Source organism: Salinisphaera sp. S4-8, assembly GCF_040361235.1.
In the GTDB taxonomy this organism is placed as follows: domain Bacteria; phylum Pseudomonadota; class Gammaproteobacteria; order Nevskiales; family Salinisphaeraceae; genus Salinisphaera.
Window position 1 is genome coordinate 515993 of sequence record NZ_APNF01000001.1, and the last position, 23197, is coordinate 539189.

Genomic DNA, 23197 nt, shown 5'->3' on the forward strand with positions numbered 1-23197 from the left:
AACCGCGAGGCGCGTTATTCTAGCGCGTCTGGACAGGCGAGATCGCCTGTTCGCCACTCTCGAACGACGTCAGACAACATCATGCAGATCGAAGTCAATGGTGCCCCCACGCAATGCGCCGAGCACGCCACGCTCGCGCAGCTGGTCAGCGATCTGGGCTATGGCGAGCAACGCATCGCGGTCGAACACAACGGCCAGATCGTGCCTCGCGAACGCTACCAACAGACGATGATCGCGCCCGGCGATACGCTGGAAATCGTGCATGCCATCGGCGGCGGTCAGGCGGTCGCCGAGTCCGACCAACTCACCATTGCCGGACGCAAGTTCGAATCGCGCCTGCTGGTGGGCACCGGCAAGTATGCCGATCTCGACCAGGCCGATGCCGCCATCCGCGCCTCGGGGGCCGAAATCGTCACCCTCGCGATCCGGCGCACGCCCGCGCTCAACGATCCCGAGGCGGCCAAGCGACGCAATCTGCTGGATATCATCCCGCCGGAAAAATACACCCTGCTGCCGAATACCGCCGGCTGCTACACCGCCCAGGACGCGGTGCGCACCTGTCGCATGGCCCGTGAACTGCTCGACGGCCATAACCTGGTCAAGCTCGAGGTGCTCGGCGACAAGAAAACCCTCTATCCGGACATGAGCGAAACCCTGGTCGCCGCAAAACAGTTGGTCGACGACGGCTTCGAGGTCATGGTCTATACCAGCGACGATCCGATCGCCGCGCGCCGCCTGGAAGACATCGGCTGTGTCGCGATCATGCCGCTGGCCGGGCCGATCGGTTCGGGGCTGGGTATCCAGAACCGCTACAACGTGATCGAGATCGTCGAAAACGCGAACGTGCCCGTGCTCGTGGATGCGGGCGTGGGTACGGCCTCGGACGCATCGATTGCCATGGAGATGGGTTGCGACGGCGTACTCATGAATTCGGCCATCGCCCATGCCAACAAACCGGTACTCATGGCCCAGTCCATGCGCCATGCGGTCATTGCCGGGCGTATGGCCTTTCTGGCCGGGCGCATGCCGCGCCGACGCTATGCCTCGGCCTCTTCGCCGATGACCGACCTGCCGTTCTAGGGCGTGTCGTCATTCGCAGCTTGGTTCGATCGGGCGCGGCGCGCCGCATTTGCCAGGATGACATGACGTGAACACGACGCACGAACGCCGTATCCGCAGCTTCGTACGCCGCGAAGGCCGTCTGACCAGCGGCCAACAGAAAAACCTCGGCGTGCTCTGGCCGCGTTATGGGCTGACCATGCCCGATGCACCGGTCGACTGGGCACGGGAATTCGGCCGCGACGCACCGCGTACGCTGGAAATCGGCTTCGGCGCCGGCGAGGTACTGTCCGATCTGGCCGCACGTCACCCGGACGAAGACTTCATCGGTATCGAGGTCTATCTCACCGGTGTGGGGCGGCTGCTCGGCGCGCTCGACGCCGCTGGCGCGACCAACGTACGCGTATTCAATCTCGACGCAGTGGAGGTGTTGGCGGCCGGGTTTGCCGATGCCAGCCTCGATCAGGTGCTGCTCTACTTTCCCGACCCCTGGCCGAAGAAGCGCCACCACAAACGCCGGATCGTACAGCCCGGCTTCGCCAGCGAGATCGCGCGGGTGCTCAAACCGGGCGGCCTGTGGCGCCTGGCCACGGATTGGGCGAACTACGCCGAACACATGCGCGACGTGCTCGATGCCCACGAATCGTTCGAGAACGTCGGCGATCGCGACGGCTTCGTAAGCGATCCCCCGCGAACGGGAACGCGCTTCGAAGCGCGCGCCCTGCGCAAGGGACATGCCGTATTCGATATGGCGTACCGCCGCCTGCCCTGACCACTTTCCCCGCGTCGAGCAGCACGCGTGCCGTCCGTTTTCGGGCTCACGCGCCCCGCGTCTGGCATCGCTTTTGCTAGCTTTAAAACCAGTTGCGCGAGCGCCGCGGGCATACCGACGTTGGCCGAATGGCGAGTAGCGCAGTGCGCGGGATGCCTGTACCGTCAATCAATGGCGCGGCAAGCCGCGCAGGCACAAGGCCCCGGTTCGCAACCGCTGTGCCCTGTGATTTGGGGGCAATCGGCCGGGCAGGTCAGGCCGACGATGGGAAAATGAAGACGAGGCAGCACACATGAGCGAAAACCCAACCGCTGAGGCCGGGCATCGCAATATCGTTCTATCGATACTCAATGCGATCGACCAGACATTCGGCTGGATCGAGCGCGTGGTGGTAGCGGGCAGCGTACTGATCATGGCTGCGCTGATGAGCGCGCATGTCGTCGGCAACCTGCTGTTCGACCGGGGTATTCCCGGCACCTACGAAGTCACCGAAATGCTCATCGTGGTCATGACCTTCGTCGGGGTCGGCTATGCCGCACGCTGTGCACGCCATATCAGCATGTCGGCCATTTACGATCAGCTCAGCGGCGGGCTGCGCAAGACCTTGCTGATCATCATCTGCCTGGGCACCGGCGCGCTAATGTTCTACTTCGCCTACAAATCCGCCCAGTACGACATGACGCTTTACGAACGCGGCCGTGCGAGCTCATCGCTGGGCGTGCCGCTATGGACGGTGAACCTAGCCCTGCCCATCGGCTTCACGCTGGCTGGCGTGCAGTATCTGCTGACCATCATTCGCAATCTGGTCAGCGACGATATCTACCGCTCGTTCAACGAAAAAGAAGAATATTCCGCCGTGCCGATCGACGACAGCGGCCAGACCCATACCAGCGATGAGCCGCACGGTATTTGAGTGCCGAGCGCTTGGACTGGGAACGATGATGACGAGGGATAGCGCATGTTGATGTGGTTGGGTTTGCTGATGCTCGTGCTGTTGATGCTCGGGTTTCCCATGATGGTGCCGTTGGCCGCGGGCACGCTTTACATGATGTTCACGGGCATGACGTTCTTCGGCCCTGACCAGGCCGTGAGCTGGATGATCAACGGCGTGGGCAGTTGGGTGCTCGCCGCGGTACCGATGTTCATCTTTGCTGCCGATATTCTCACCAAGGGCCATACCGCCAATCGGCTGCTCGATCTGGTGGATGCCTTTACCCGCCATATGCGCGGCGGCTTGCCAATTACCACCGCCGCCTCCTGTGCGTTATTCGGGGCCGTGTCCGGCTCCACCCAGGCCACGGTCGTGGCCATGGGCGGGCCCATGCGCCCGCGCCTGCTGGCCAAGGGCTATCCGGACAAGTTCGCCCTGGCGCTGATCATCAACGCCTCCGATATCGCCCTGCTGATTCCGCCGTCGATCGGTTTCATCGTCTACGGCGTGGTCATGAAGACCTCGATCGGCGATCTGTTCCTCGCCGGCATCCTGCCGGGGCTGCTGATCCTGGGGATGTTCTCCGTCTACTGCTATATCGGCGCCATCATTCAGGACATCCCCGCCGAGCCCAAGGCCAGCTGGGGCGAGCGCTTTACCGCGCTGCGCAAGACCATCCTGCCGCTGGGCTTTCCGGTGCTGGTGGTCGGCGGTATCTATGGTGGCTATTTCAGCGCCGTGGAAGCCTCGGCCATCGCCGTGGCCTATGCGCTGGTGCTCGAAGTCATCATCTATCGCCAGGTTTCCATTCGCGATCTCGGCTCGCTGGCACTGTCGACGGGCATGATCACTGCCGTGGTGTTCATCCTGGTGGCGGTGGGCGCGGCGTTTTCGCAGACGTTGGGTACCGCCGGCGTGCCTGAACAGCTGCTCGGGCCGGCTATCGATGCCATCGGCGACAACAAGATTCTTGCCCTGCTGCTGATCGCGGCCGCGTTCTTCGTCGGCTGCATGTTTGTCGATCCGATCGTGGTGATTCTGATCCTGGTGCCGATCTTCAAGCCGCTGGTGCAATCTGCCGGGCTCGATCCGGTGCATGTGGGTGTAATCGTCACCCTGCAGGCCGCCATCGGCTCGGCCACGCCGCCCTTCGGCTGCGATATCTTTACCGCGATCGCGGTATTCCGTCGGCCCTATATGGACGTGATCCGCGGCACACCGCCGTTCATCGCCATCCTCATGCTGGCGACCTTCATTCTGATCCTGTTCCCGGAAATCTCGCTGTTCCTGCCCTCGATCGGCGGGCAATAGCGGCACGGGCAAACGCCGCCTACACGCAACGATGCGCACGTTATTAACCCGGCACACATAGATGAATTATCGGGTTAATAACGCGAGTGCGCCACAGCGTACTCGCCGCGGCCGACGGCCGCGAAGCTATTGAAAATCAAGGACGGACACGTGCCGGCCTTGATTTTCAATCGCGTTGAAAACGGCTGACAGAGCCAGCTGTTTGGGTGCCGGGTTAATAATCGCGCCCCGTAAAGGGGCGCATTTTTGGTGCAAGAAAAACTTTAGCGTGGCCACACTTCGTTCGGCAGGGCAAGCCGATCTCGACGAGGTCATCCCCTGGATCGGCTCGGCGCTGCAGTGTCGGCATTGGGCGGGCCCGCGGGTGTCGTATCCGATCGACAAGACGAAGCTGGCCGAACAAATTGAATGGGCCCATGCCTACCCTTTCTGTCTGGCCGATACGCAGGAATTGATTGGCTTCGGACAGCTTGTACCCAAACCGGAAAGCCGTCTTCATTTCGCGCGCCTGATCGTCAAACCGGCGCATCGAGGCCATGGCTACGGCCTAGAACTCGCATACTGGCTACTGCGCTGGGCCCTGGGCAGGCAGCCTGAAACGATCTCGTTGAACGTATTCCGTGAAAACGAAGCAGCGATCGCGCTGTATAGGCGCCTGGGTTTTGTGGAGGCATCACCTGCCGCCAGCGATCCCCGCTCGGAGGCGCTGCATAGGCGCTACAAACGGTGAGTTCCCCCGGGCTCGCGCGCGTACAACGGACGGCCGTCGCTACAACGCGGTCGTCAAGGAAACGGCGCCGCGTTCAGGAACCGCTCGCCCTGCCCCGGACATGAAAAAACCCGGGCAGCGGACTGCCCGGGTTTTCATTATGACGCCCGATCAGGTCGACCGGGCAGGCGCAACGAAGCCTTACTGGCTGTCGCTGTCGCTCTTGTGCTCGTCGATGGCCTTGAGCAGCGCATCAAGCGAAGCCTGACCGCGTTCGCCCACGTCTTTTACGTAGGTGTCACGTACCGGCTTGGCTTTTTCCTCGAACTTGGCGCGCTCGTCGTCGCTGAGTTCGATAATCTTGATATCGCTTTTTTCCTTGATGGTATCCAGACGCTCGTCATTGAACTTGTTCTGGATGTCGTAGCCGACCTTGACCAGGTCCTGGGTGGTCTGTTCGACCATCTTCTTCTGGTCGGCGGACAGGCTGTCCCACCAGTCCAGGTTGCCGATCATGTTGGCCACGAACTGCGACTGGTTGGCGAAGATCATGTAGTCCTGAACTTCGTAGAAGCCCATTTCTTCATGCGCGAACACCGGCTGGATGTTGGCATCCGCCTGGCCCTGCTGCAGCGCGCTGTAGAGTTCGCCGTAGGCAATGGTGATCGGCGCAGCACCGTAGGCGCGATAGGTCGCACGCAACAGGCTGTTGTCCATCACGCGGATATGCAGGTTCTTCATGTCATCCGGGGTACGGATTTCGCGGTTCGCGGTCCATACCTGATAACCCTCGGGCAGCTCGGCCAGCGGCACCAGGCCACGATCCTTAAACGACTTCTGCCAGGCATCGCTTTTCAGAAATGCATCGGAGTTGAGCACTTCGGCGGTTTCCAGCTGATCGTCGGGCATGACGAAGTTCAGACTCATGAGCTGACTCTCCGGCACGGTACCGCCCAGAAAGCCCGAACCGAAGCCGATCTGAATGGCGCCGTTCTGGATGGCGTCATACAGCGCGGAATAGCTCGAACCCCACTTGCCGTAGGGCAGCAACTGCACGGTGATATCGCCACCGCTCTTTTCCTCGATGCGCTCCTTGAATTCCTTGGCATATTCGTACTGGACGCTGCCTTCAATCTCTTCGAGACCGAAGCGCCAGGTTTCGGCATTTGCCACGCCCGCAACCGTGACGAGCCCGAATGCAATGGCTAAACCGATGGCTTTGAGCCGCATAAAATCCCCCTTCGTGGATTCTGAATGAGTGGTTTCACTAAATGGTATAGACCGGTTCCTGTCAAGCTGCAGCGCAACACGAGCACGATCGATGCGAACGGCTACGCCACGGCGGCACAGTCTTTGCGGCCTGATAACGAGTGCATGCAAAAGGCCTGCCGCAAGACGGCAGTACACTGCGATCCGGCGCATGGCAGTGGTATGGTGAGTAATCGACAAACCGCGTTTGTCGATCCGACGGCAAACCTGTCGTCTGGGGGTACGCTCGTTTTTTAATGCCATTCTCTATCGCGGCCGGTAGCGGCTGCGGCGGGCCGCGCACGGCGTCGCGGTCGTCGCGACGCATCGCTCGCAGCGGCTGGATTGGCTATGGTACGGGCCGCAGTACTGGGAGTTATCGCAACATGTCCGTGATCCATCCGATCGTCGCGGTGACGGGGTCCTCCGGTGCCGGCACGTCGACCGCGCGTATTGCATTCGAGCACATCTTCCATCGCCTGCATGTGCGCGCGGCCTATATCGATGGCGATGCGTTTCATGCCTACAGCCGGCGCGAAATGGCCAAGGCGGTACGACGGGCCACCATTCGGGGCGAGAACTTCAGCCATTTCGGCCCGGGCGCCAACCGCCTCGATCGTCTGGAAAGGCTGTTTGCCGAATACGGCGATCGCGGCACCGGCGAAACCCGCCGTTATCTGCACGACGAAATCGAAGCCGCCGAGTTCGACCGCGAACCGGGCACATTCACCGACTGGGAACCGATCGCGTCCGATACCGAACTGTTGCTCTACGAAGGACTGCACGGCGGCGTGGTCACCGATCAGGTGGATGTGGCCCAGCATGTGGATCTGATGGTCGGCGTGGTACCCACCATCAACCTCGAATGGATCCAGAAGATCCGGCGCGATATCGATGTGCGCGGCTATGCGCCGGAAGATGTCGCCAAGGTGATCCTGCGACGCATGCCCGATTACGTGCGCTATATCACCCCTCAGTTCACCCGCACCGATGTCAATTTCCAGCGCGTGCCGCTGGTGGATACCTCCAACCCGTTCGTGGCCCGCGACGTCCCCAACGATGACGAATCCATGGTGGTGATCCGGTTTCGCGATCCGGCCCACTGGGCGGTTGATTTTCCCTATCTGCTGACCATGATCCATGGGTCGTTCATGTCGCGCCCGAATACGGTGGTGGTACCCGGCACGAAAATGCGCATGGCCATCGAAATCATCATCGGGCCGATCATCCGACGCCTGCTCGAACAGCGCGAAGCCGCGCTCACCCGTTGAGCACGCCAGAACACATCACACGCCAGTAAAGAAGACTTTCATGCAATACCGCAAACTCGGCCGCAGCGATATCGACGTCAGCCGTATCGCGCTCGGCACCATGACCTTCGGCGAACAGAACACCGAGGACGAAGCCCACCGCCAGATCGACTATGCCCTCGATCAGGGCGTGAACTTCATCGATGCCGCCGAGATGTATCCCGTGCCGCCCAAGGCGGATACCCAGGGCCGCACCGAGGAATACATCGGCTCCTGGCTGGCCGCCTCCGGCCGGCGCGACGACGTGGTGCTGGCCAGCAAGGTCACCGGCCGCTCCAAGATGGACTACTTGCGGGATGGCTTCGAAACCCGCCTGATGCCGAAACAGATCCGCAGCGCGCTGGAAGCCAGCCTCGATCGGCTGCATACGGATTATCTCGATCTGTATCAGGTGCACTGGCCGGATCGCGCGACCAACACCTTCGGCAAGCGCGGCTATGTCCACAATGAAGACGACGACGCCGTACCCATCGAGGAAACGCTGGGCGAACTGGGCCGCCTGGTCGAGGAAGGCAAGATCCGCTGTGTGGGGCTGTCCAACGAAACGCCCTGGGGGCTGATGCGCTATCTACGCGCGGCCGAAAACGAAAACCTGCCACGCGTGGTGTCCATTCAGAACCCCTATTCGCTGCTCAACCGCACCTTCGAGATCGGCCTGGCCGAATGCGCGGAACGCGAGGATGTGCGTCTGCTGGCCTATTCGCCGCTGGCGTTCGGCATGCTGACCGGCAAGTATCTCGACGGCGCCATGCCCGAAGGCGCACGCCTGACCCGCTGGGAGCGTTTCTCGCGCTATACCAACGCCCGTGGCCAACAGGCGACCGCCGATTACGTGGCGCTGGCACGCAAGCACGGCGTGGACCCGGCCCAGATGGCGCTGGCCTATGTGAACAGCCGCAGCTTTCTGACCTCGAACATCATCGGCGCGACCACCATGGAACAGCTGGAAACCAATATCGCCAGCGCCGATATCGAGCTATCGGACGAGCTCATCCAGTCGATCGAGGCGATTCACGCCGACAATCCCAACCCCTGCCCCTAGGCGCCGGCACGGGCGTCATGTTGCACCGCAGGCGTAATCAGCGCCTGCGGTTGCGCGTATGGCCGTTGGCGACATAGCGGTAGTACTCGATGCCCACGTCGCGAAAGTCCGGCTCGTCGCGCGCGCCGATCGCATCGACCACGAACTCGTCATGCGCGGGCACCGGATCGAGCGCGGCCACGCGCCCGTCGTGCAGGGCCACGTACTGATCCTGGTCGAGATCGAGCGGATCACCGAGCGCGGCCATGAAATTGATTCGCTCGGCGGCGTTGCGCCAGCCGTCGGCCACGCGCATGGGCAGGGCCTCGGCGGCATCACCACTGCCATAGCCCAGCGCCAGCCAGCGTTGGCCGTCGAGATCGGTATTTTCGCGCAGCGCCTGCACGAAACCGGCCGCCAGCCACGCCGGCAGGGCCGCGGTATAGAGATTGCCCAGATCGCGCATCATTTCGCTGCCCAGCGACAGCTTGCCGGTGACCAGCGTCTTCCAGAGGTCGGTACTGCGCAGATAACGCAGCAGTAGCGAGGCCAGCGGGAAGGCATCGTCACCGCTCAGGCCCGCATGCACGCGCTCGCGCATATCCGGCGCCGCCCCGCCGATCTCGGCGAGCACGGCGTCGTAGTCCATATCGGCCTGTGCGCAGTAGTCGCGCAGCTCGGCGCGCGCGGCGTCATCGCCCTCGGCCAGGGCGAACAGATACGCCATGGCCCAGCCGGAGGCCGGCATCTTGTGGTACGGCCGGTGCATGAACACGGCGTCCACATCGTGAAAGTAATCGGGCCAACGTGCGTGCTGGCGCGCCAGCAAGGCATTCATCGCATGACGCGTGGCATCGATATAACAGCTGGTCGAATAGCGGCCGTTGAACACCGGCAGATCCTGCATCTGGCCATCGATACGACTGGGCTGACCACGAAAACGCGCGAACGGCTTGCGAAAATCCACCATTCGATAATCCGAGGCGCTGCCCGCGCCGGCCAGATCCACATGCAACAGTTGCGGCTCGGCCTCGAGCAGCATCGCCACCGCGCCCGCGCCCTGGGTCGGCTCGCCGCTGCTGCCGCGCTCGTATTCAGCAATATCCGAACAGATCACGATCGCCTTGCGCGTGGCCCCATCGGTGGCCAGATAGCGCAGCGCGCCCTTCATCGCATACACGCCGCCCAGACAGGCATGCTTGTATTCCGGCACTTCGCATTCGCGCGACATCGCCGGCATCTCGTGGGCGGCGAGCGCGTCATCGAGCATGCCCTTGACGATCACCGAGCCGGCCGAATTATCGCTGGAGGATTCGGTGCCCAGCGCCAGATAGCCGATCTCGCGCGGGTCGATATCGTAGGCTTGAATCAAGCGCCAGGCGGCATTCGCGGCGAGTGTATACACGCTCTGTTCCGGGCCGCGCATACGAAAACTGCGCCCGACCACGTTACGAATCTTGTCCCAGGGCTGGTCATTCCATTCGCACCAGTCGGCCAGCTGTACACGATAGGGCGGCAGATAAAGCGCCAGTCCACTGATTCCAGGCATCGCGATCTCTTGTCTTCGCGGCTGTGCCGATTATCGGCAGGCCAGTTTGAATGCCGCTATGCTAGCAAATGCTGCACCCTGTACGGCCCTGCCCGGCCTGCGCCCTGTGTGCGCTTTCGCGTATCCTCTCACCTGGTTTCGACCGGCCTGGAACTCGCCCGATGGCTGCTGCACCGATTTCGCCTGTCACTGCCCGCGCGCACAGCAACATCGCCCTGATCAAGTACTGGGGCAAACGCGATGCCGCGCTCAATCTGCCGGCGGTGGGCTCGATCTCGATTACCCTCGACGGGCTCTATACCGATACCCGCGTGGGCTTTCATGCCGGCGCCGAACGCGACAGCGTGGATATCGGCGGGCGCAAGGTCGACGCCGCCCCGTTCACGCGTTTTCTCGATCTCATCCGCGCGCGCGCCGGCATTGATTACCGGGCTCGGGTGGAATCCTGGAACAACTTCCCCACCGGCGCGGGTCTGGCCTCGTCGGCCTCGGGCTATGCCGCGCTGGCCCTGGCCGGCAGCCGTGCGGCCGGGCTCGATATGAGTCCGCGCGCACTCTCGATTCTGGCCCGCCAGGGCTCGGGATCGGCCGCGCGCTCGATATTCGGCGGCATCGTGGAAATGCATCGCGGCGAAGCCGACGACGGCGAAGACGCGTACGCCGAAGCCCTGCTCGCCGCCAACGAATGGCCGCTCGAGGTGGTGGTCGCGATCACCGATCGCAACAGCAAAGCTGTGAACTCCACCACCGGCATGAGCGCAATCGATACGCGCTCGGATTATTACGATGCCTGGGTCAAACACGCCCCAGACGATCTGGCCGCAATGCGCGCCGCGATCGCCGCCCGCGATTTCGAAACCGTGGGCGCGCTCGCCGAAATGAGCTGCCTCAAACTGCACGGGCTGATGCTGTCGACCCGGCCCGGGCTGATCTACTGGAACGCCGCCACCGTGGCCGCCATGCATGCGATACGCGAACTGCGCGACGCCGGCACACCGGTGTATTTCACGATCGATGCCGGGCCCCAGGTCAAGGCCCTGTGCGCACCCGAACACACGGCTCGGGTGGCCGCGGTTCTGGCCCAGGTGCCGGGCGTGCTGGATACGCGTATCAGCGGCCTCGGCCCGGGCGCCCACCTGCTCGACTGATCGTGCATATCGAAGCCAGCGCCCCCGGCAAACTGTTTCTCATCGGTGAATATGCCGTACTCGACGGCGCGCCGGCGCTTTTGAGCGCGGTCGACCGGCGGGTACAGGTCACCATCGCGCCCGCGCCGGATGGTCGTTGGCGCCTGACCGCGGCGAATCTCGGCATCGAAGCGCTCGATCTGGGCGCCGACCTGCCCACGCGCGCCGAGCTGGATAGCGCCACGCGCCAACGGCTTGCCGTCTTCGAGGCCGTACGCGCGCACAGTGCCGTGGCAATCGGGGCACGCCTTGCCCCACGGCATGTCACGATCGACAGCACCGATTTCGCCCAGGACGGTCACAAACTCGGTCTGGGCTCGAGCGCGGCCGTGGCCGCGGCACTCACTGCGGCGTTGTCGCGGGCCAGCGGCGAATCGCTGGACAAGGCCGCGCTGTGTGAGCGCGCAATCACGGCCCATCGCGATGCCCAGAACGGGCGCGGCAGCGGCGGCGATGTCGCTGCGGCGGTCTATGGCGGTCTGATCAGCTATACCCGCGATCAGACACCGATACCGCTGCCCTGGCCGACCGATCTCGCCGCATTCGTGGTGGTCACCGGCACCGGCGCGAGCACACCGGATCTGGTGCAACGCGTAGCCGACTACGGCGAGCGCGCGCCGCACGCCCATGCCCAATACATGGCGGATTTGCGCGCACTGGCCGAGGCCGTCACCCATAGCCTGGACGATACGGCTGCGTTTCTTGCCCTGGCCGGCGATTATTTTGCTGCGCTATGTCGGCTCGACAGCGCCGCGGGCGCCGGCATCGTCACACCGCAGCATTTTCAGCTGGCGGAACTGGCGGCAAGGCATGGCGGCATATTCAAGACCTCCGGTGCGGGTGGCGGCGATGTCGGGCTGGTGTTCACCCGGCGCGGTGCCAACGAAACACGCCTGCGCGGCGCACTCGAACAGGCCGGCGCGCATATCGTGAATCTGGGTTTTGCGGCCCCCGGCGTGGCCTGCCACGCCCGACAATCGGCGGGCTGAGGCGCGTCTGCGATAAACTGCGCCCCTGTTTGCTGTGCGCCAGCCCGCGCGCCCGCGATTTTGCCCCTGCCACATACGCCTTCGACTGCGATGAGCCATTCCCGCATACCGTCGTTCTACAAGTTTTCCGTTGCCAATCGGCTGCGTGTTCTACTCGAGCGCGAGGTGATCGACGAACGCGAATACGAGATGCTCGTCGACGGCAGCCACATGATGGACGCCAGCCAGGCCGACCGGCTCATCGAAAACGTCATCAGCGTATTCGGCCTGCCCATGGGCCTGGGCCTGAATTTCCAGATCAACGGCCGCGACTATCTCGTGCCCATGGTTGTGGAAGAGCCGTCGATCATCGCCGCGGTCAGCTCGGCCGCCAAGATCGTACGCGGTGCGGGCGGTTTTCAAAGCCAGGCCGAGCGCCCGCTGCTGATCGGCCAGATTCAGGTCGTGGGCGTGCCCCATGTCGCCCATGCCCGTCAGGCGCTGTTGCAGAACGCCCAGGAGATTCTGGAGCTGGCCAACAGCCTGCATCCGAACATGGTCGCCCGTGGCGGCGGCGCGCGCGAGATCGAGGTCCATACCCACGGCACGACCGCCGCGCACGGCGACATGCTGGTGGTGCATCTGCTGGTCGACACCCGCGATGCCATGGGCGCGAATCTGGTCAACACCATGTGCGAGGGCGCGGCCCCGCTGGTGGAAAAGATCTCCGGCGGGCAGGTGTTTCTGCGGATTCTGTCGAACCTCACCGATCGCGCGCTGGTGCGGGCCAAGGCGGTGATTCCGACCGATCGGCTGGCCGCCGGCGATTACTCGGGCGAAGAGGTGCGCGACGGCATCATCCTCGCCAACGAATTCGCCGAAATCGACCCCTACCGGGCCACGACCCACAACAAGGGCATCATGAACGGCATCGATGCCGTGGCGATTGCCACCGGCAACGACTGGCGCGCGATCGAGGCTGCTGCCCATGCCCATGCGGCGCGTACCGGACGCTACAGCTCGCTGACCCGCTGGTACGCCAATGCCGCAGGCGATCTGGTCGGCGAACTCGAAATTCCGCTCAAGGTGGGCACGGTCGGCGGCCAGGTCGAATCCAACCAGGCGGTGCGTATCGCCCATCGCGTGCTGGGCATCGAATCGGCCGCGGAGCTGGCCCAGGTGATGGGCGCGGTGGGCCTCGCGCAGAACTTCGCCGCGATCAAGGCGCTATCCACGCACGGCATTCAGCGCGGCCACATGACGCTGCATGCCCGTAGCGTGGCCATGGCCGCAGGCGCGGATGCCGCGATCTTCGACGACGTGGTCGACCGGTTGATCGCCGCCGGCGATATCAAGGTCTGGAAGGCACGCGAGATCATCGCCGAACTCGAAGACACCGCAAGCGACGCCGCGACCGGCGCAACACAACGCCAGCCGGTCATCGAACATGCCGATACCGCCGGCGATATCGGCTACGGCAAGATCATCCTGCTCGGCGAGCATTCGGTGGTCTATGGCCGGCATGCGATCGCCGCGCCCATTCCGCTGCACGTACGCGCCGAAGTCACTGCCCAGGCCGATCATATCGATCTGGTGATCCCGCGCTGGGGCGTGGAAATGCGCCTGGCCGAACCGGAACGCGCGATCAGCTCGCTGCATGCCTCGATCACGCTCATCGCCGAGCGGCTGGGTGTGGCCGATCGCGGCATGCGTATCGATGTGTTTCCGCATATCCCGCGCGCCAATGGCCTGGGCGCCTCGGCCGCACTCGCGGTAGCGGTCATCCGGGCGATGGCACGCTGTTTCGATATTTCGATCAGCGAACGCGAGATTTCGAGCCTGGCCTTCGACTGCGAAAAGATCGCCCACGGCACGCCATCCGGCATCGACAATACCCTGGCCACCTTTGGCCAACCGATCCTGTTTCGGCGCGACGACGCCAACAGCCGTGCCGATATCCAGGACCTGACCACGCCACGGCCGATCCCGGTGGTCATCGGGCTGTCGGGCGTGGCCACGCTCACCATGCAGACGGTGGGCAGCGTACGCGCGGCCTGGCAGAAAAACCCCGAGCGCTACGAATCCATCTTTTCGCAGATCGATGCGCTGGCCCTGGCTGGCGCCGAGGCCATGCGCAAAGGCGATCTCGCCGAACTGGGCGAACTGATGAATATCGACCACGGCCTGCTCAATGCCCTGCAGGTATCGTCACGCGAAATCGAGGAACTGGTGCAAATCGCGCGCGACAACGGCGCGCTGGGCGCCAAGCTCACCGGCGGCGGTGGCGGCGGCGCGATGATCGCGATCAGCGAGCCCGAGCGTTGCCAGGCGATTGCATCCGCCATGCGCAGCGCGGGCTACAACACATTCATTACCGAAATTCGTTGAGCCTTCATGTCCAACCCTGACTCCACCGCCCCGATCGTGTCGTTCGACGACGAGCCGCTCATCCTCGTCGACAGCGACGACAACGTACTCGGCTACAAACCCAAGGCGGCTGCCCACGAAGGCGATGGCGTACTGCATCGCGCCTTTTCCATCTTTTTGTTCGACGATATGGGCCGGGTCTGGCTACAGCAGCGCGCGCCCGGTAAACAGCTGTGGGGCGGCTACTGGGCCAACAGCTGCTGCAGCCATCCGCGTCGCGGCGAAACCGTCGACGATGCCGCCAGCCGGCGTTTGCACGAAGAACTGGGCGTAAGCGCCGAACTCACATTTTTATATCGCTTCGAATACCACGCCCATTTCGGCAGCATCGGCGCCGAACACGAGTTGTGCTCGGTCTATATCGCAAAATCGGATACGCCGGTGACCACCAATGCCAACGAGATCGCGGCCAGCCAGGCGGTTACGCCCGACACCCTGGATCACGAATTGGCCGAGCATCCCGAGCGCTACACGCCCTGGCTGAAACTCGAATGGCCGCGTATTCGGGCCGATCACTGGGCGACCGTCGAGCGCGTACTCGCCGATTAATTGCCGCCGTCAGACCGGCGGCGACTTGTGGGTAGCCGGCGTACCCGGCCGGCCGAGCCAGCCGAAAAGCGCCTGCGGCGTGTCCTCGTTCGTGATCGCGGCCTGGGCATAGCCGCTCGGCTGCGACAGGCCGACCACACGCCAGCGGCCGTGGTCGCTGGCCAGAATATAGTGCGTCACCCGCCGCCGCCCGTCAGGTTCTACCAGCGCGGCTTCGACCTCGCGGGTGTCGCCGGCGAGCGTTCGCAGCCCGGATATCATGAAATGCTGACCGGCATAGTGGTCGTAGTCGTGTGCATAGCGCGCAATCAGCGTATGTCGAAGCCGGGCCACATAGGCGTGACGCGCCTGCGCGCTCATCTGCGCCCATTGCCCGCCCAGGCGCCGGTGGGCAATCTGGGCGATATCGAAATCCGTATCGATACGTTGGGCGATACGGTGATAGCGCTGATCGAAATCGAGCGCGTCGCCCTGTTTCATCGTCGTGAGCAGCAGGCTGTCGAAACGCTCGATCAGCGCCGGGGCCGGCTCGCGGGCCGCCGCGTTCCACACGCCCAGACAAACCACCACGACAAGCGTTGCCAGCACGCAGCTCAAGGTGTTTCGCAACGTATTTCGACGCCGACGCATGTTCGTCTCCTCGGGTGCCCGCCCGCTCGCTCGTTCGATAGCGATGGACCACGCGCCGCCACCCGGAGTTCGCCGGGCGGCGCGCTCGTCATCGAATCTTCAAGCGGCGATCGCCCTTCGCGCGATCCGGCTATTTGACCGCTTCGCGCTTTAGTGGCTAGCTAGCGCGCCATCGTCTATCAAAGCGCCGCTCAACAACGGCTTGCCCGCCCATGGCCACCGACGCATCCAACGCCTGTTCTGCCCGTATCGAAGCTGCACTCGAACGCGCGCTGCCCGGTGCCGATACCGAACCGACACGGCTCCACGCGGCGATGCGCTATGCCGTGCTCGGCGGCGGCAAACGTATTCGCCCGCGGCTGGTCCATGCCACCGGCCAAACCCTCGGCATCGCCGCCGAACGCCTGGATGCGCCGGCTGCTGCGGTCGAACTCATCCATGCCTATTCGCTCATTCACGACGACCTGCCGGCCATGGACGACGATGCCCTGCGCCGCGGCCAGCCCACCGTGCATATCGCCTACGACGAGGCGACCGCCATTCTGGCCGGCGATGCCCTGCAAAGTCTGGCCTTCGAAGTGCTGACGACGGATGTGAGCGTGGCCGACCGACCCGAGATCGCTGCCGCGCGTACGCATACGCTGGCGCTGGCCTGCGGCTCGCGCGGGATGGTGGGCGGGCAGGTGCTGGATATGGCCAGCGAAGGCAAGACGATCGACCAGGCCACGCTCGAACGCCTGCATCGGCACAAGACGGGCGCACTGCTGCGTGCCTGCGTGCGTCTGGCCGCCGATAGCCAGCCGTCGCTGGGCGCCGATCGCCGCGCCGCGCTGGATCGCTTTGCCGAGCATATCGGGCTGGCGTTTCAAGTACGCGACGACGTGCTCGATATCGAATCCGATACGCAGACGCTGGGCAAGACCCAGGGTGCGGATATCGCCCATGCCAAGGCCACCTATCCGGCCCTGCTCGGCCTGGACGCAGCGCGCGATTATGCAAACCGCCTGTACCAGGACGCGCTCGCGGCGCTGGCGCCATTCGGCGACGATGCCGACCCGCTACGCGCAATCGCCACCGAGATCGTCAAGCGCGACCATTAGCCGCGCGCCGATCGGCTCAGGCGCCCACAACCGCAACGCGCTCGCCGTCGACAATCACCGCCTGCGTATTGCTCAAGGGCCGAAGCGCGAGCGTTGCACCATACGTGGCCATGATCTGTTCGGCGGCCGCGGCAAACGGGGCGTTGCCGTAATGCGGAACCGGAAAGAAGTCGATCAGCCCGAGCCCGCTCAAGGCATCCAGATCGGGGGCCGCCGCGGGATCGTCCATAAACCGCGCGTATTCGATATGCGGTGCGATGACCATCGCCCCCGCCGATTCACCCAGGTAGGGCGTGCCCGACTCGACTTGCCGAACCAGCGCCTGGTCGGCACCTGTTCTTCGCAGCTCCTGGAGCAGATAGAACGTATTGCCGCCGCTGACATAGATATAGTCGTTGTCTTGCAGCGTGCGGCGTGTCTGTTCGCGCGTGGCCGTGGAAATATCCAGCGCGTCGACTTCGAGGCCCAGACGCTGTAACGCCTGCCGGCCCTGCTCGACGTAGAAATTCACACTTTCGACCACGCTGGCCGTGGCGATGAAGGTTACGCGCTTACCCGCGCAGTCATCGCCGACGAACCGTGCGAACTCATCTGCGACCTGGGCAAACGAGGACGACAGAAAAAGGCTTTTCATCGGCCACCCCCTCCCGCATGCATAAAAACGATTGGCGTGCAGCGGCTCACGACGCGCCCGAATGCAGGCCCAGCGTGCGTAGCCGAAGCACCCACCGACCCAGCGAACGCGCGCCACACACGACGGCTATCGCCAGCACGCAACGCAGGGCCAGCGCCGCCACCTGCCACCACGGATCGTGCGCCGTAAACGCGGTACCGGTTTGCCGACTTACGACCAGCGCCTGGACCGCGCTCCATATCAATTGCGGCAGACCGTGAATCAGCACGACCACGCCGGCCACGCCAAAGGCCGTCGCCGCGACCGCCTCGGCGCTCAAACCGCCCGTTTCGATAGGCCCGGCACCGCCGCGCGTCATACGGTTCGCAAGCCACGGCGCGCCAAGCCACATCAACGCCGCCAGCACGACCGGCACGATCAGTTGCAGCAGCACGCTCAGCTGTACCAATGACGGGTCATCGACCGGCTGACTCGCCCAGAGGTAGGGCACACTCTGGGCCGCGACCAAAAGGCCGCGTACGACCAGATAGAACGCAATCAGCCGTACGCCGATGAGGGCCAGATCACGGGTCGCCATCGGCTAGTTCTCCCAGCTCACCGTATAGCGCACGGTCTGTTCACCATTGGCTGGCACATCGACCTGCCACTGGGCGGTATTCGCCGGGGCGTCATCGGCGACCGTCGGTTGCGCCGATTCGATACGCGCGCCCTCGGGCAGGTGTTCGATGACCTCGACGCTCGCGCTATCGGCGCTGGCGTTGTGCAAGGTGATCTCGATCGTGCGTCGACGCGCGTTCTCGCCGGTCTTGCGATCCTCGACCAGGCGACGCTCGCTGGTCAGGTCGAAAGCCGTACCGAGCGTGAGCGTGACCGGCGCCTGTTTGGGCGTGTCGCCAATACGGTCTTCGCCCATCAGATTGGCCGCGCCGCTGCTGTCGTAGACCCGTACCACGCCGGCCGGCAGCGGCACATCGGCATTATTGTCGAAGGCCAGACGAATCTGGGCATGGCTGCGCTGGCTGTCGCGGCTGATCGAATAGAAACTGTTCTCGAAGCGATAGCTGCGTGTGGCCTCGAAGGTTTTCGGCGCCATGATCGATACCGCGCGAATGCCCCCGGCCGCGACCTCAATGCCGTTGTCGAGCGCGTAGCGATAGGTGTCGCCGCTGGCCTGGGGCGCACCAGCATCGCTGACCTTGGCTTCGGCGCGGGCCATCATCATCGGTGCGGGCGCATTGCCCGTGCTACGCGCCACATCGCCGGCGACCAGCCATGCCTTGTCGGCGGCCAATCGCGCGCCGGCGCTATTGTCGATGACCGCCATGCTGGCCAGTTCCAGCTGGCCGGCCTGGGCATCGAAACGCCCGGTATAACTGGCCTGCCAGCTCGGTCCGTCGATCTGATAGGTCGCGGTCAGTGCCTGCTTGCCGGCCTTGTCGGCGTCGATATCCAGGCTAAGCCCGGCGGCGCTGTCGTCGCCGGCCGGCCAGGTGATACGCCAGGGCGAATTCGGACCCAGGCGTTCGATATGATCATCGACGCGTACCAGCAGCGTGTCACCATTGGCCGCCACCAGCGTAGCCTCGCGCGCGCTGGCATCGCCTTCGTCATTGGCCGGCAGCAGCGTAACTGGCTGGCCGATACGCGCGGCCAGCAGCCCCTGGCCGCTGTCATCGGGCATATTCGTACTTAGCCCGGTCAGGCGCACGCCCTCGCCTTCGAGCCAGAGCGTATCCGCGCGCAGGCGCCCGGAGATCGGCCACCCAATGGTCTGGGCACCGGACTTGAGCGGGATATCGCGCGTGGTCTGCACCACTGCGGCGCCGCGGTTGTACAAGGCCATGGCATCGACCCGGCTCTGATCGGCCGGCGTGGCCGCGAATACAGCCAGCGGTACGAGGCTGGCCGGCAACACGGCCAGGGCTTTGAGCCAGTGATTCGAATGCTTCATGACGCCGATTCCTGCGGTTTATGAGCCGGTTGTTCATGCCGGTGAATATAAAACAGCCATACCGCCAGCAAAATCGCGGGCACGCCCGCCAGCGCGGTGTAGCTGAAAAACGGTAGATAGCCGAAGTTGTCGACCACCCAGCCCGAATAACCGCCGATATATTTGCCGGGCAACGTCATTAGCGATGAAAACAGGGCGTACTGGGTTGCCGTGTATTGAGTATTCGTCAGGCTGGATAAATAGGCGATGAACGCGGAGCCGGCCATACCACCCGACAGATTATCCGCAGATACGGTCAGCGCCAGCGACAGCAGCCCCGGATTACCCGGCTGCCAGGGCGTATTCAGAAACGGCGTCCACAAAAACGCAGCACTGTCGCCGCGGGTGGCCATATCCATCAGCCCGGTATTGAACAGCAGCAGACTCTGCGCATCCGGCGCCTGCGAAGCCAGCCAGGCAAAAGCGAGATTGGTCGCGGCCGCGAGAATGGCACTGGCCAGCAGCGGCTTGAGAATGCCGTAGCGCACGATCAGCACGCCGCCCAGCGCCGCGCCGCCGAGGGTCATGGCAATGCCGAACAGCTTGGTCACGCTCGCGATTTCGTTGAGCGAATAATGCATGTCCAGATAGAACGGGTTGGCCATCACGCCGAGCGTGATATCGGTCACCCGGAACAGGCTCACGAACAACAGAATGATGATCGCCGGCATGCCGTAGCGGGCGAAGAAATCCACCAGCGGACACACCACCGCGCCCAGCACCCAGCCATAGGCGCCACGCACCGGCTCGGGCAGAAAACCACACCGTTGCAGATGCGCCTTCACCCAGGGCTCTTCCGGCAGCAGCGACGCCCGCGCCGAGGCTTCCGGTTCGGCGACCAGCAACACGGTCACCATGCCCACGCCGACGAGCCCGGCCATGACGAAATACGTGAACGGCCAGGATGTGCCCGAGGCGATATAGAACGCGCCCGCGCCAGCGGTGAGCAACGCGATGCGATAGCCGGCCTGATAGGTGGCCGCCATCGCGCCCTGAATACTTTCGTCTACCGCCTCGATACGCCAGGCGTCGATCGCCACATCCTGGGTGGCCGAGGAAAACGCCACCAGCAAACCGAACCAGGCAAGCGCAGCGAGATTCTGGGTGGGGTCGGTCGTCGCCATCGCGATCAGACCGGCCATGAGCCCACATTGAGCCAATAGCATCCAGGCCCGGCGCCGACCCAGCAGACGGCCAAGTACGGGCAGCGGCAGGCGATCGACCACCGGCGCCCAGAAGAACTTGATCGAGTACATCATCCCGATCCACGAGAAGAACCCGATCGTGGTCTTGGACACGCCCTCCTGCGCCAGCCAGGCCGAGAGCGTGGAAAACACCAGCAGAAACGGCAGTCCCGAGGCGAAGCCGAGAAAGGCCATGCCGATGACGCGCGGCTGGGCATAGACTTCGAGTGCCGCGCGCCAGTCACGCCGGCCCTTGCCTGCGGTGTCGAGACCTTCAGAAGTCGACATCGTAATCAATCGTCAGCGGGGCATGATCAGAGAGGCGTTCGGCGCGATACACCGATTCGGCCGTGGCCCGGGCGGCGAGATTGGGGGTGGCCACGTGATAGTCGATGCGCCACCCCACGTTGTTATCCCAGGCCCGCCCGCGATTGGACCACCAGGTGAACTGATCCTCGTTGGGGTTGATCTCGCGAAATACATCGACCAGGCCCATTTCGCCGAACAGCCGATCCATCCATTCGCGCTCGTGGGGCAGAAAGCCCGAATTCTTCTTGTTGTTCTTCCAGTTCTTGAGATCGATTTCCTTGTGCGCGATGTTCCAGTCGCCACAGACCAGATAATCGCCGGGCGCTGCCGCGCGCGCGGCCAGCAGCTCCGGGAAATGCACCAGATAGCGTTCCTTGGAGTCCTGGCGATGATCGCCCGACGAGCCGGAGGGCGCATACAGACTGGCAATGCTCAGATCGCCGTCGGGCATTTTAAAACGCGCCTCGATATAGCGGCCCTCGGCGTCGAATTCATCGTGGCCCATACCGCGGATGATCTCGTCGGGTTCGCGCTTGGAATAGATCGCCACGCCCGAATAGCCCTTGCGATTGGTCGCCTCTTCATAGAAGCAGTGATAGCCCTCCGGCCAGAACGCGGCCACCCCCTCGAGCTGATGCTGCTGGGCCTTGAGTTCCTGGATACAGACCACGTCCGGGTCCTGGGTGGCCATCCACTCGAAAAACCCCTTGCGCTGCGCGGCACGAATACCGTTGGCGTTGAAGGACATGACCCGCATCGACGTTCCCTTGTTTGACCTGTTTGGCTTGATTGACAAGCGCTTGCGCGCCGCGGACCGTTTCGGTGACGGCTCGCCGCTGCGCCGCGCAGGCCTTATCATACGTGCTTGCCAAGCCCGTACGATCCAACCACGCCGGGAACTGCCCATGTCTGCGCCGCCCACCGACCATAGCCAGAATTTTCTGGCCCTTGCCGCTACCTACGACGCGCTCAAGTTCGGCGAGTTCCAGCTCAAGTCGGGCCGCGTGAGCCCCTACTTCTTCAATATGGGCGCGATCGCCTCCGGCGCCGGCATGAAACGCCTGGCCGCCGGCTATGCCGCGGCGCTCACGCAGGCCGGCATCGACTACGACAGCCTGTTTGGCCCCGCTTATAAAGGTATCCCGCTGGTGGCCACTGTCGCCTGTGCACTGGCCGATCACGGCCGCGACGTCCCATTCACCTACAATCGCAAGGAAGCCAAGGATCACGGCGAAGGCGGCACGCTGGTGGGCGCGCCGTTGGGCCAGCGCGTGGTAATCGTCGACGATGTGATCACCGCCGGTACAGCGGTACGCGAAGCCATTGCCATGATCCGCAACGCAGGCAGCGAAGTCGCCGGCGTACTCATCGCCCTCGATCGCCAGGAACGCGGTACGGATGCGCGTTCGCCATTGCAGGCGCTGGCTGAAGACGAAGGCATTCCCACCGTCGCCGTGGCCAATCTCGATGATGTGATCGGGTATGCCGAACACACGGGCCTGGACGCCGGCACACTCGCCGCAATCAAGCGCTATCGCGACGAATACGGCGTAGCGTGAGCACGCGCAGCGCCGACGCGAACAGCGACTACACGCCGGGCCTCGACCGGCTTACGCGCTATGCGCTGATCGCCCTTGCCGTAGCGCAGGCGCTTGCACTGTATGGGCTGGCGCAGGCGAGCGACGCTTTCGATGCGCCGCGTTGGCTGTACGGCGCCTATGTCGTCGTCGGCCTGCTGCCGCTGCTGTTTTATCTGGGCTGCGAACGTCTGTACGACATACACAATCTGATCGCGGCCGTCCTGCTGGCGCCGCTGCTGTTCGGCCTCGGTTGGCATCTGGGCTGGCTGTGCGAGCCGTTCGAAAATCACAGCTACCCGACCGATGCCTTCCTCTTGAGTTTCGCACTGAGCATGGGCGCCGCGGTGTTCGTGCTCGCCAGCTATCTGCGTGCCTGGACCGCACAGCACAAACCCGTCTTTCACTATCCGCTGCTGCTGATCTACACGCACGAGCAGCTATTCTGCATCGTGCTCGTGAGCGTGTTTCTCGGCATTGCCTGGGGGCTGCTAACACTCTGGGCGATGCTTTTCGATGCCATCGGCATTACGCTGTTCTCGCAGCTTTTGAACAACGAACTGTTCGGCTATCTGTGCAACGGCCTGATCGCCGGCATAGCGCTGGTCGTCATACGCAACCAGCCGCGACTGATCGCGACGTTGAGCGCCATCACCCGCGCCCTGCTACGGGTGCTGCTGGTACCCGTAGCGCTCGCCATCCTGCTCTTTGCCCTGGCGTTACCTTGGGTCG

At 63.7% G+C, this 23197-nt stretch carries 22 protein-coding genes; 14 read left to right on the forward strand and 8 right to left on the reverse strand.

All coding sequences use genetic code 11. The annotated features are described in order from the left end of the window. The first annotated feature begins 81 nt into the window (after positions 1-81). The 5 genes from thiS (at position 82) to S4A8_RS02400 (ending at position 4803) form a co-directional block, all read left to right on the forward strand. A complete protein-coding gene (gene thiS / locus S4A8_RS02380) occupies positions 82-1080 on the forward strand; it encodes a sulfur carrier protein ThiS (RefSeq protein WP_353178844.1) in 999 nt (332 codons plus the stop codon). A gap of 67 nt (positions 1081-1147) precedes the next feature. Continuing rightward, positions 1148-1831, forward strand: a complete 684-nt coding sequence (gene trmB, locus S4A8_RS02385; RefSeq protein WP_353218878.1) for a tRNA (guanosine(46)-N7)-methyltransferase TrmB — start codon at positions 1148-1150, stop codon at positions 1829-1831. 292 nt (positions 1832-2123) lie between these two features. After that, positions 2124-2744 (forward strand): TRAP transporter small permease, encoded by a 621-nt coding sequence (locus S4A8_RS02390; RefSeq protein WP_353218879.1) that lies wholly within the window; start codon positions 2124-2126, stop codon positions 2742-2744. 45 nt (positions 2745-2789) lie between these two features. After that, complete coding sequence (locus tag S4A8_RS02395; protein WP_353178849.1) at positions 2790-4073, forward strand: TRAP transporter large permease; 1284 nt, start codon at positions 2790-2792, stop codon at positions 4071-4073. Positions 4074-4341: 268 nt separating this feature from the next. Next, on the forward strand, positions 4342-4803 hold the full coding sequence (locus tag S4A8_RS02400; protein ID WP_353218880.1) for a GNAT family N-acetyltransferase: 462 nt from the start codon (positions 4342-4344) through the stop codon (positions 4801-4803). Positions 4804-4983: 180 nt separating this feature from the next. Here S4A8_RS02400 and dctP read toward each other — a convergent pair whose 3' ends face one another. Further along, the gene (gene dctP / locus S4A8_RS02405; RefSeq protein ID WP_353178851.1) at positions 4984-6012 is read right to left on the reverse strand and encodes a TRAP transporter substrate-binding protein DctP; all 1029 of its coding nucleotides are present in this window, start codon (positions 6010-6012) and stop codon (positions 4984-4986) included. A 24-nt stretch (positions 6013-6036) separates the two neighbouring features. Between dctP and S4A8_RS02410 the strand changes: the two genes are divergently transcribed. From S4A8_RS02410 to S4A8_RS02420, 3 genes are all read left to right on the forward strand, one after another. After that, on the forward strand, positions 6037-6288 hold the full coding sequence (locus S4A8_RS02410) for a hypothetical protein (protein ID WP_353218881.1): 252 nt from the start codon (positions 6037-6039) through the stop codon (positions 6286-6288). A 128-nt stretch (positions 6289-6416) separates the two neighbouring features. Continuing rightward, positions 6417-7301, forward strand: coding sequence for a phosphoribulokinase (locus S4A8_RS02415; RefSeq protein ID WP_353178855.1), 885 nt, complete (start codon positions 6417-6419; stop codon positions 7299-7301). A 40-nt stretch (positions 7302-7341) separates the two neighbouring features. Continuing rightward, positions 7342-8382: an NADP(H)-dependent aldo-keto reductase gene (locus S4A8_RS02420; protein ID WP_353218882.1), complete on the forward strand. Its 1041-nt coding sequence runs from the start codon at positions 7342-7344 to the stop codon at positions 8380-8382. A gap of 37 nt (positions 8383-8419) precedes the next feature. On the opposite strand, the gene S4A8_RS02425 is transcribed toward S4A8_RS02420, so the two are convergent. Continuing rightward, a complete protein-coding gene (locus tag S4A8_RS02425; protein WP_353178858.1) occupies positions 8420-9910 on the reverse strand; it encodes a hydroxymethylglutaryl-CoA synthase in 1491 nt (496 codons plus the stop codon). A gap of 161 nt (positions 9911-10071) precedes the next feature. Here S4A8_RS02425 and mvaD point away from each other — a divergent pair, with 161 nt between their 5' ends. From mvaD to idi, 4 genes are all read left to right on the forward strand, one after another. After that, complete coding sequence (gene mvaD / locus S4A8_RS02430) at positions 10072-11058, forward strand: diphosphomevalonate decarboxylase (RefSeq protein WP_353218883.1); 987 nt, start codon at positions 10072-10074, stop codon at positions 11056-11058. A gap of 2 nt (positions 11059-11060) precedes the next feature. Beyond that, positions 11061-12086 carry a mevalonate kinase family protein gene (locus S4A8_RS02435; RefSeq protein ID WP_353218884.1) on the forward strand — a complete coding sequence of 342 codons (1026 nt, stop codon included), beginning with the start codon at positions 11061-11063 and terminating at the stop codon, positions 12084-12086. A gap of 90 nt (positions 12087-12176) precedes the next feature. After that, positions 12177-14453, forward strand: coding sequence for a hydroxymethylglutaryl-CoA reductase, degradative (locus S4A8_RS02440; protein WP_353218885.1), 2277 nt, complete (start codon positions 12177-12179; stop codon positions 14451-14453). A 6-nt stretch (positions 14454-14459) separates the two neighbouring features. Continuing rightward, positions 14460-15041, forward strand: coding sequence for an isopentenyl-diphosphate Delta-isomerase (gene idi, locus S4A8_RS02445; protein WP_353218886.1), 582 nt, complete (start codon positions 14460-14462; stop codon positions 15039-15041). A 9-nt stretch (positions 15042-15050) separates the two neighbouring features. On the opposite strand, the gene S4A8_RS02450 is transcribed toward idi, so the two are convergent. After that, complete coding sequence (locus S4A8_RS02450; RefSeq protein ID WP_353218887.1) at positions 15051-15671, reverse strand: ABC transporter substrate-binding protein; 621 nt, start codon at positions 15669-15671, stop codon at positions 15051-15053. 212 nt (positions 15672-15883) lie between these two features. Here S4A8_RS02450 and ispA point away from each other — a divergent pair, with 212 nt between their 5' ends. Next, positions 15884-16771, forward strand: a complete 888-nt coding sequence (gene ispA / locus S4A8_RS02455; protein ID WP_353218888.1) for a (2E,6E)-farnesyl diphosphate synthase — start codon at positions 15884-15886, stop codon at positions 16769-16771. A 16-nt stretch (positions 16772-16787) separates the two neighbouring features. Here the strand turns inward: ispA and S4A8_RS02460 are convergent, their stop codons facing one another. From S4A8_RS02460 to S4A8_RS02480, 5 genes are read right to left on the reverse strand one after another with little or no spacing between them, the layout of a single operon-like run. After that, positions 16788-17405, reverse strand: a complete 618-nt coding sequence (locus S4A8_RS02460; RefSeq protein ID WP_353218889.1) for a Type 1 glutamine amidotransferase-like domain-containing protein — start codon at positions 17403-17405, stop codon at positions 16788-16790. A gap of 46 nt (positions 17406-17451) precedes the next feature. After that, a complete protein-coding gene (locus S4A8_RS02465; protein ID WP_353218890.1) occupies positions 17452-17982 on the reverse strand; it encodes a hypothetical protein in 531 nt (176 codons plus the stop codon). 3 nt (positions 17983-17985) lie between these two features. Continuing rightward, positions 17986-19356: a DUF4139 domain-containing protein gene (locus S4A8_RS02470; RefSeq protein WP_353218891.1), complete on the reverse strand. Its 1371-nt coding sequence runs from the start codon at positions 19354-19356 to the stop codon at positions 17986-17988. Beyond that, positions 19353-20867, reverse strand: coding sequence for an AmpG family muropeptide MFS transporter (locus tag S4A8_RS02475; RefSeq protein ID WP_353218892.1), 1515 nt, complete (start codon positions 20865-20867; stop codon positions 19353-19355). The genes S4A8_RS02470 and S4A8_RS02475 overlap by 4 nt, the downstream gene beginning before the upstream one ends. Further along, positions 20854-21645, reverse strand: a complete 792-nt coding sequence (locus tag S4A8_RS02480; protein WP_353218893.1) for an exodeoxyribonuclease III — start codon at positions 21643-21645, stop codon at positions 20854-20856. The genes S4A8_RS02475 and S4A8_RS02480 overlap by 14 nt, the downstream gene beginning before the upstream one ends. A 148-nt stretch (positions 21646-21793) precedes the next feature. On the opposite strand from S4A8_RS02480, the gene pyrE reads away from it, so the two are divergent. Next, complete coding sequence (gene pyrE / locus S4A8_RS02485) at positions 21794-22447, forward strand: orotate phosphoribosyltransferase (protein WP_353218894.1); 654 nt, start codon at positions 21794-21796, stop codon at positions 22445-22447. Positions 22448-23197: the final 750 nt, after the last annotated feature.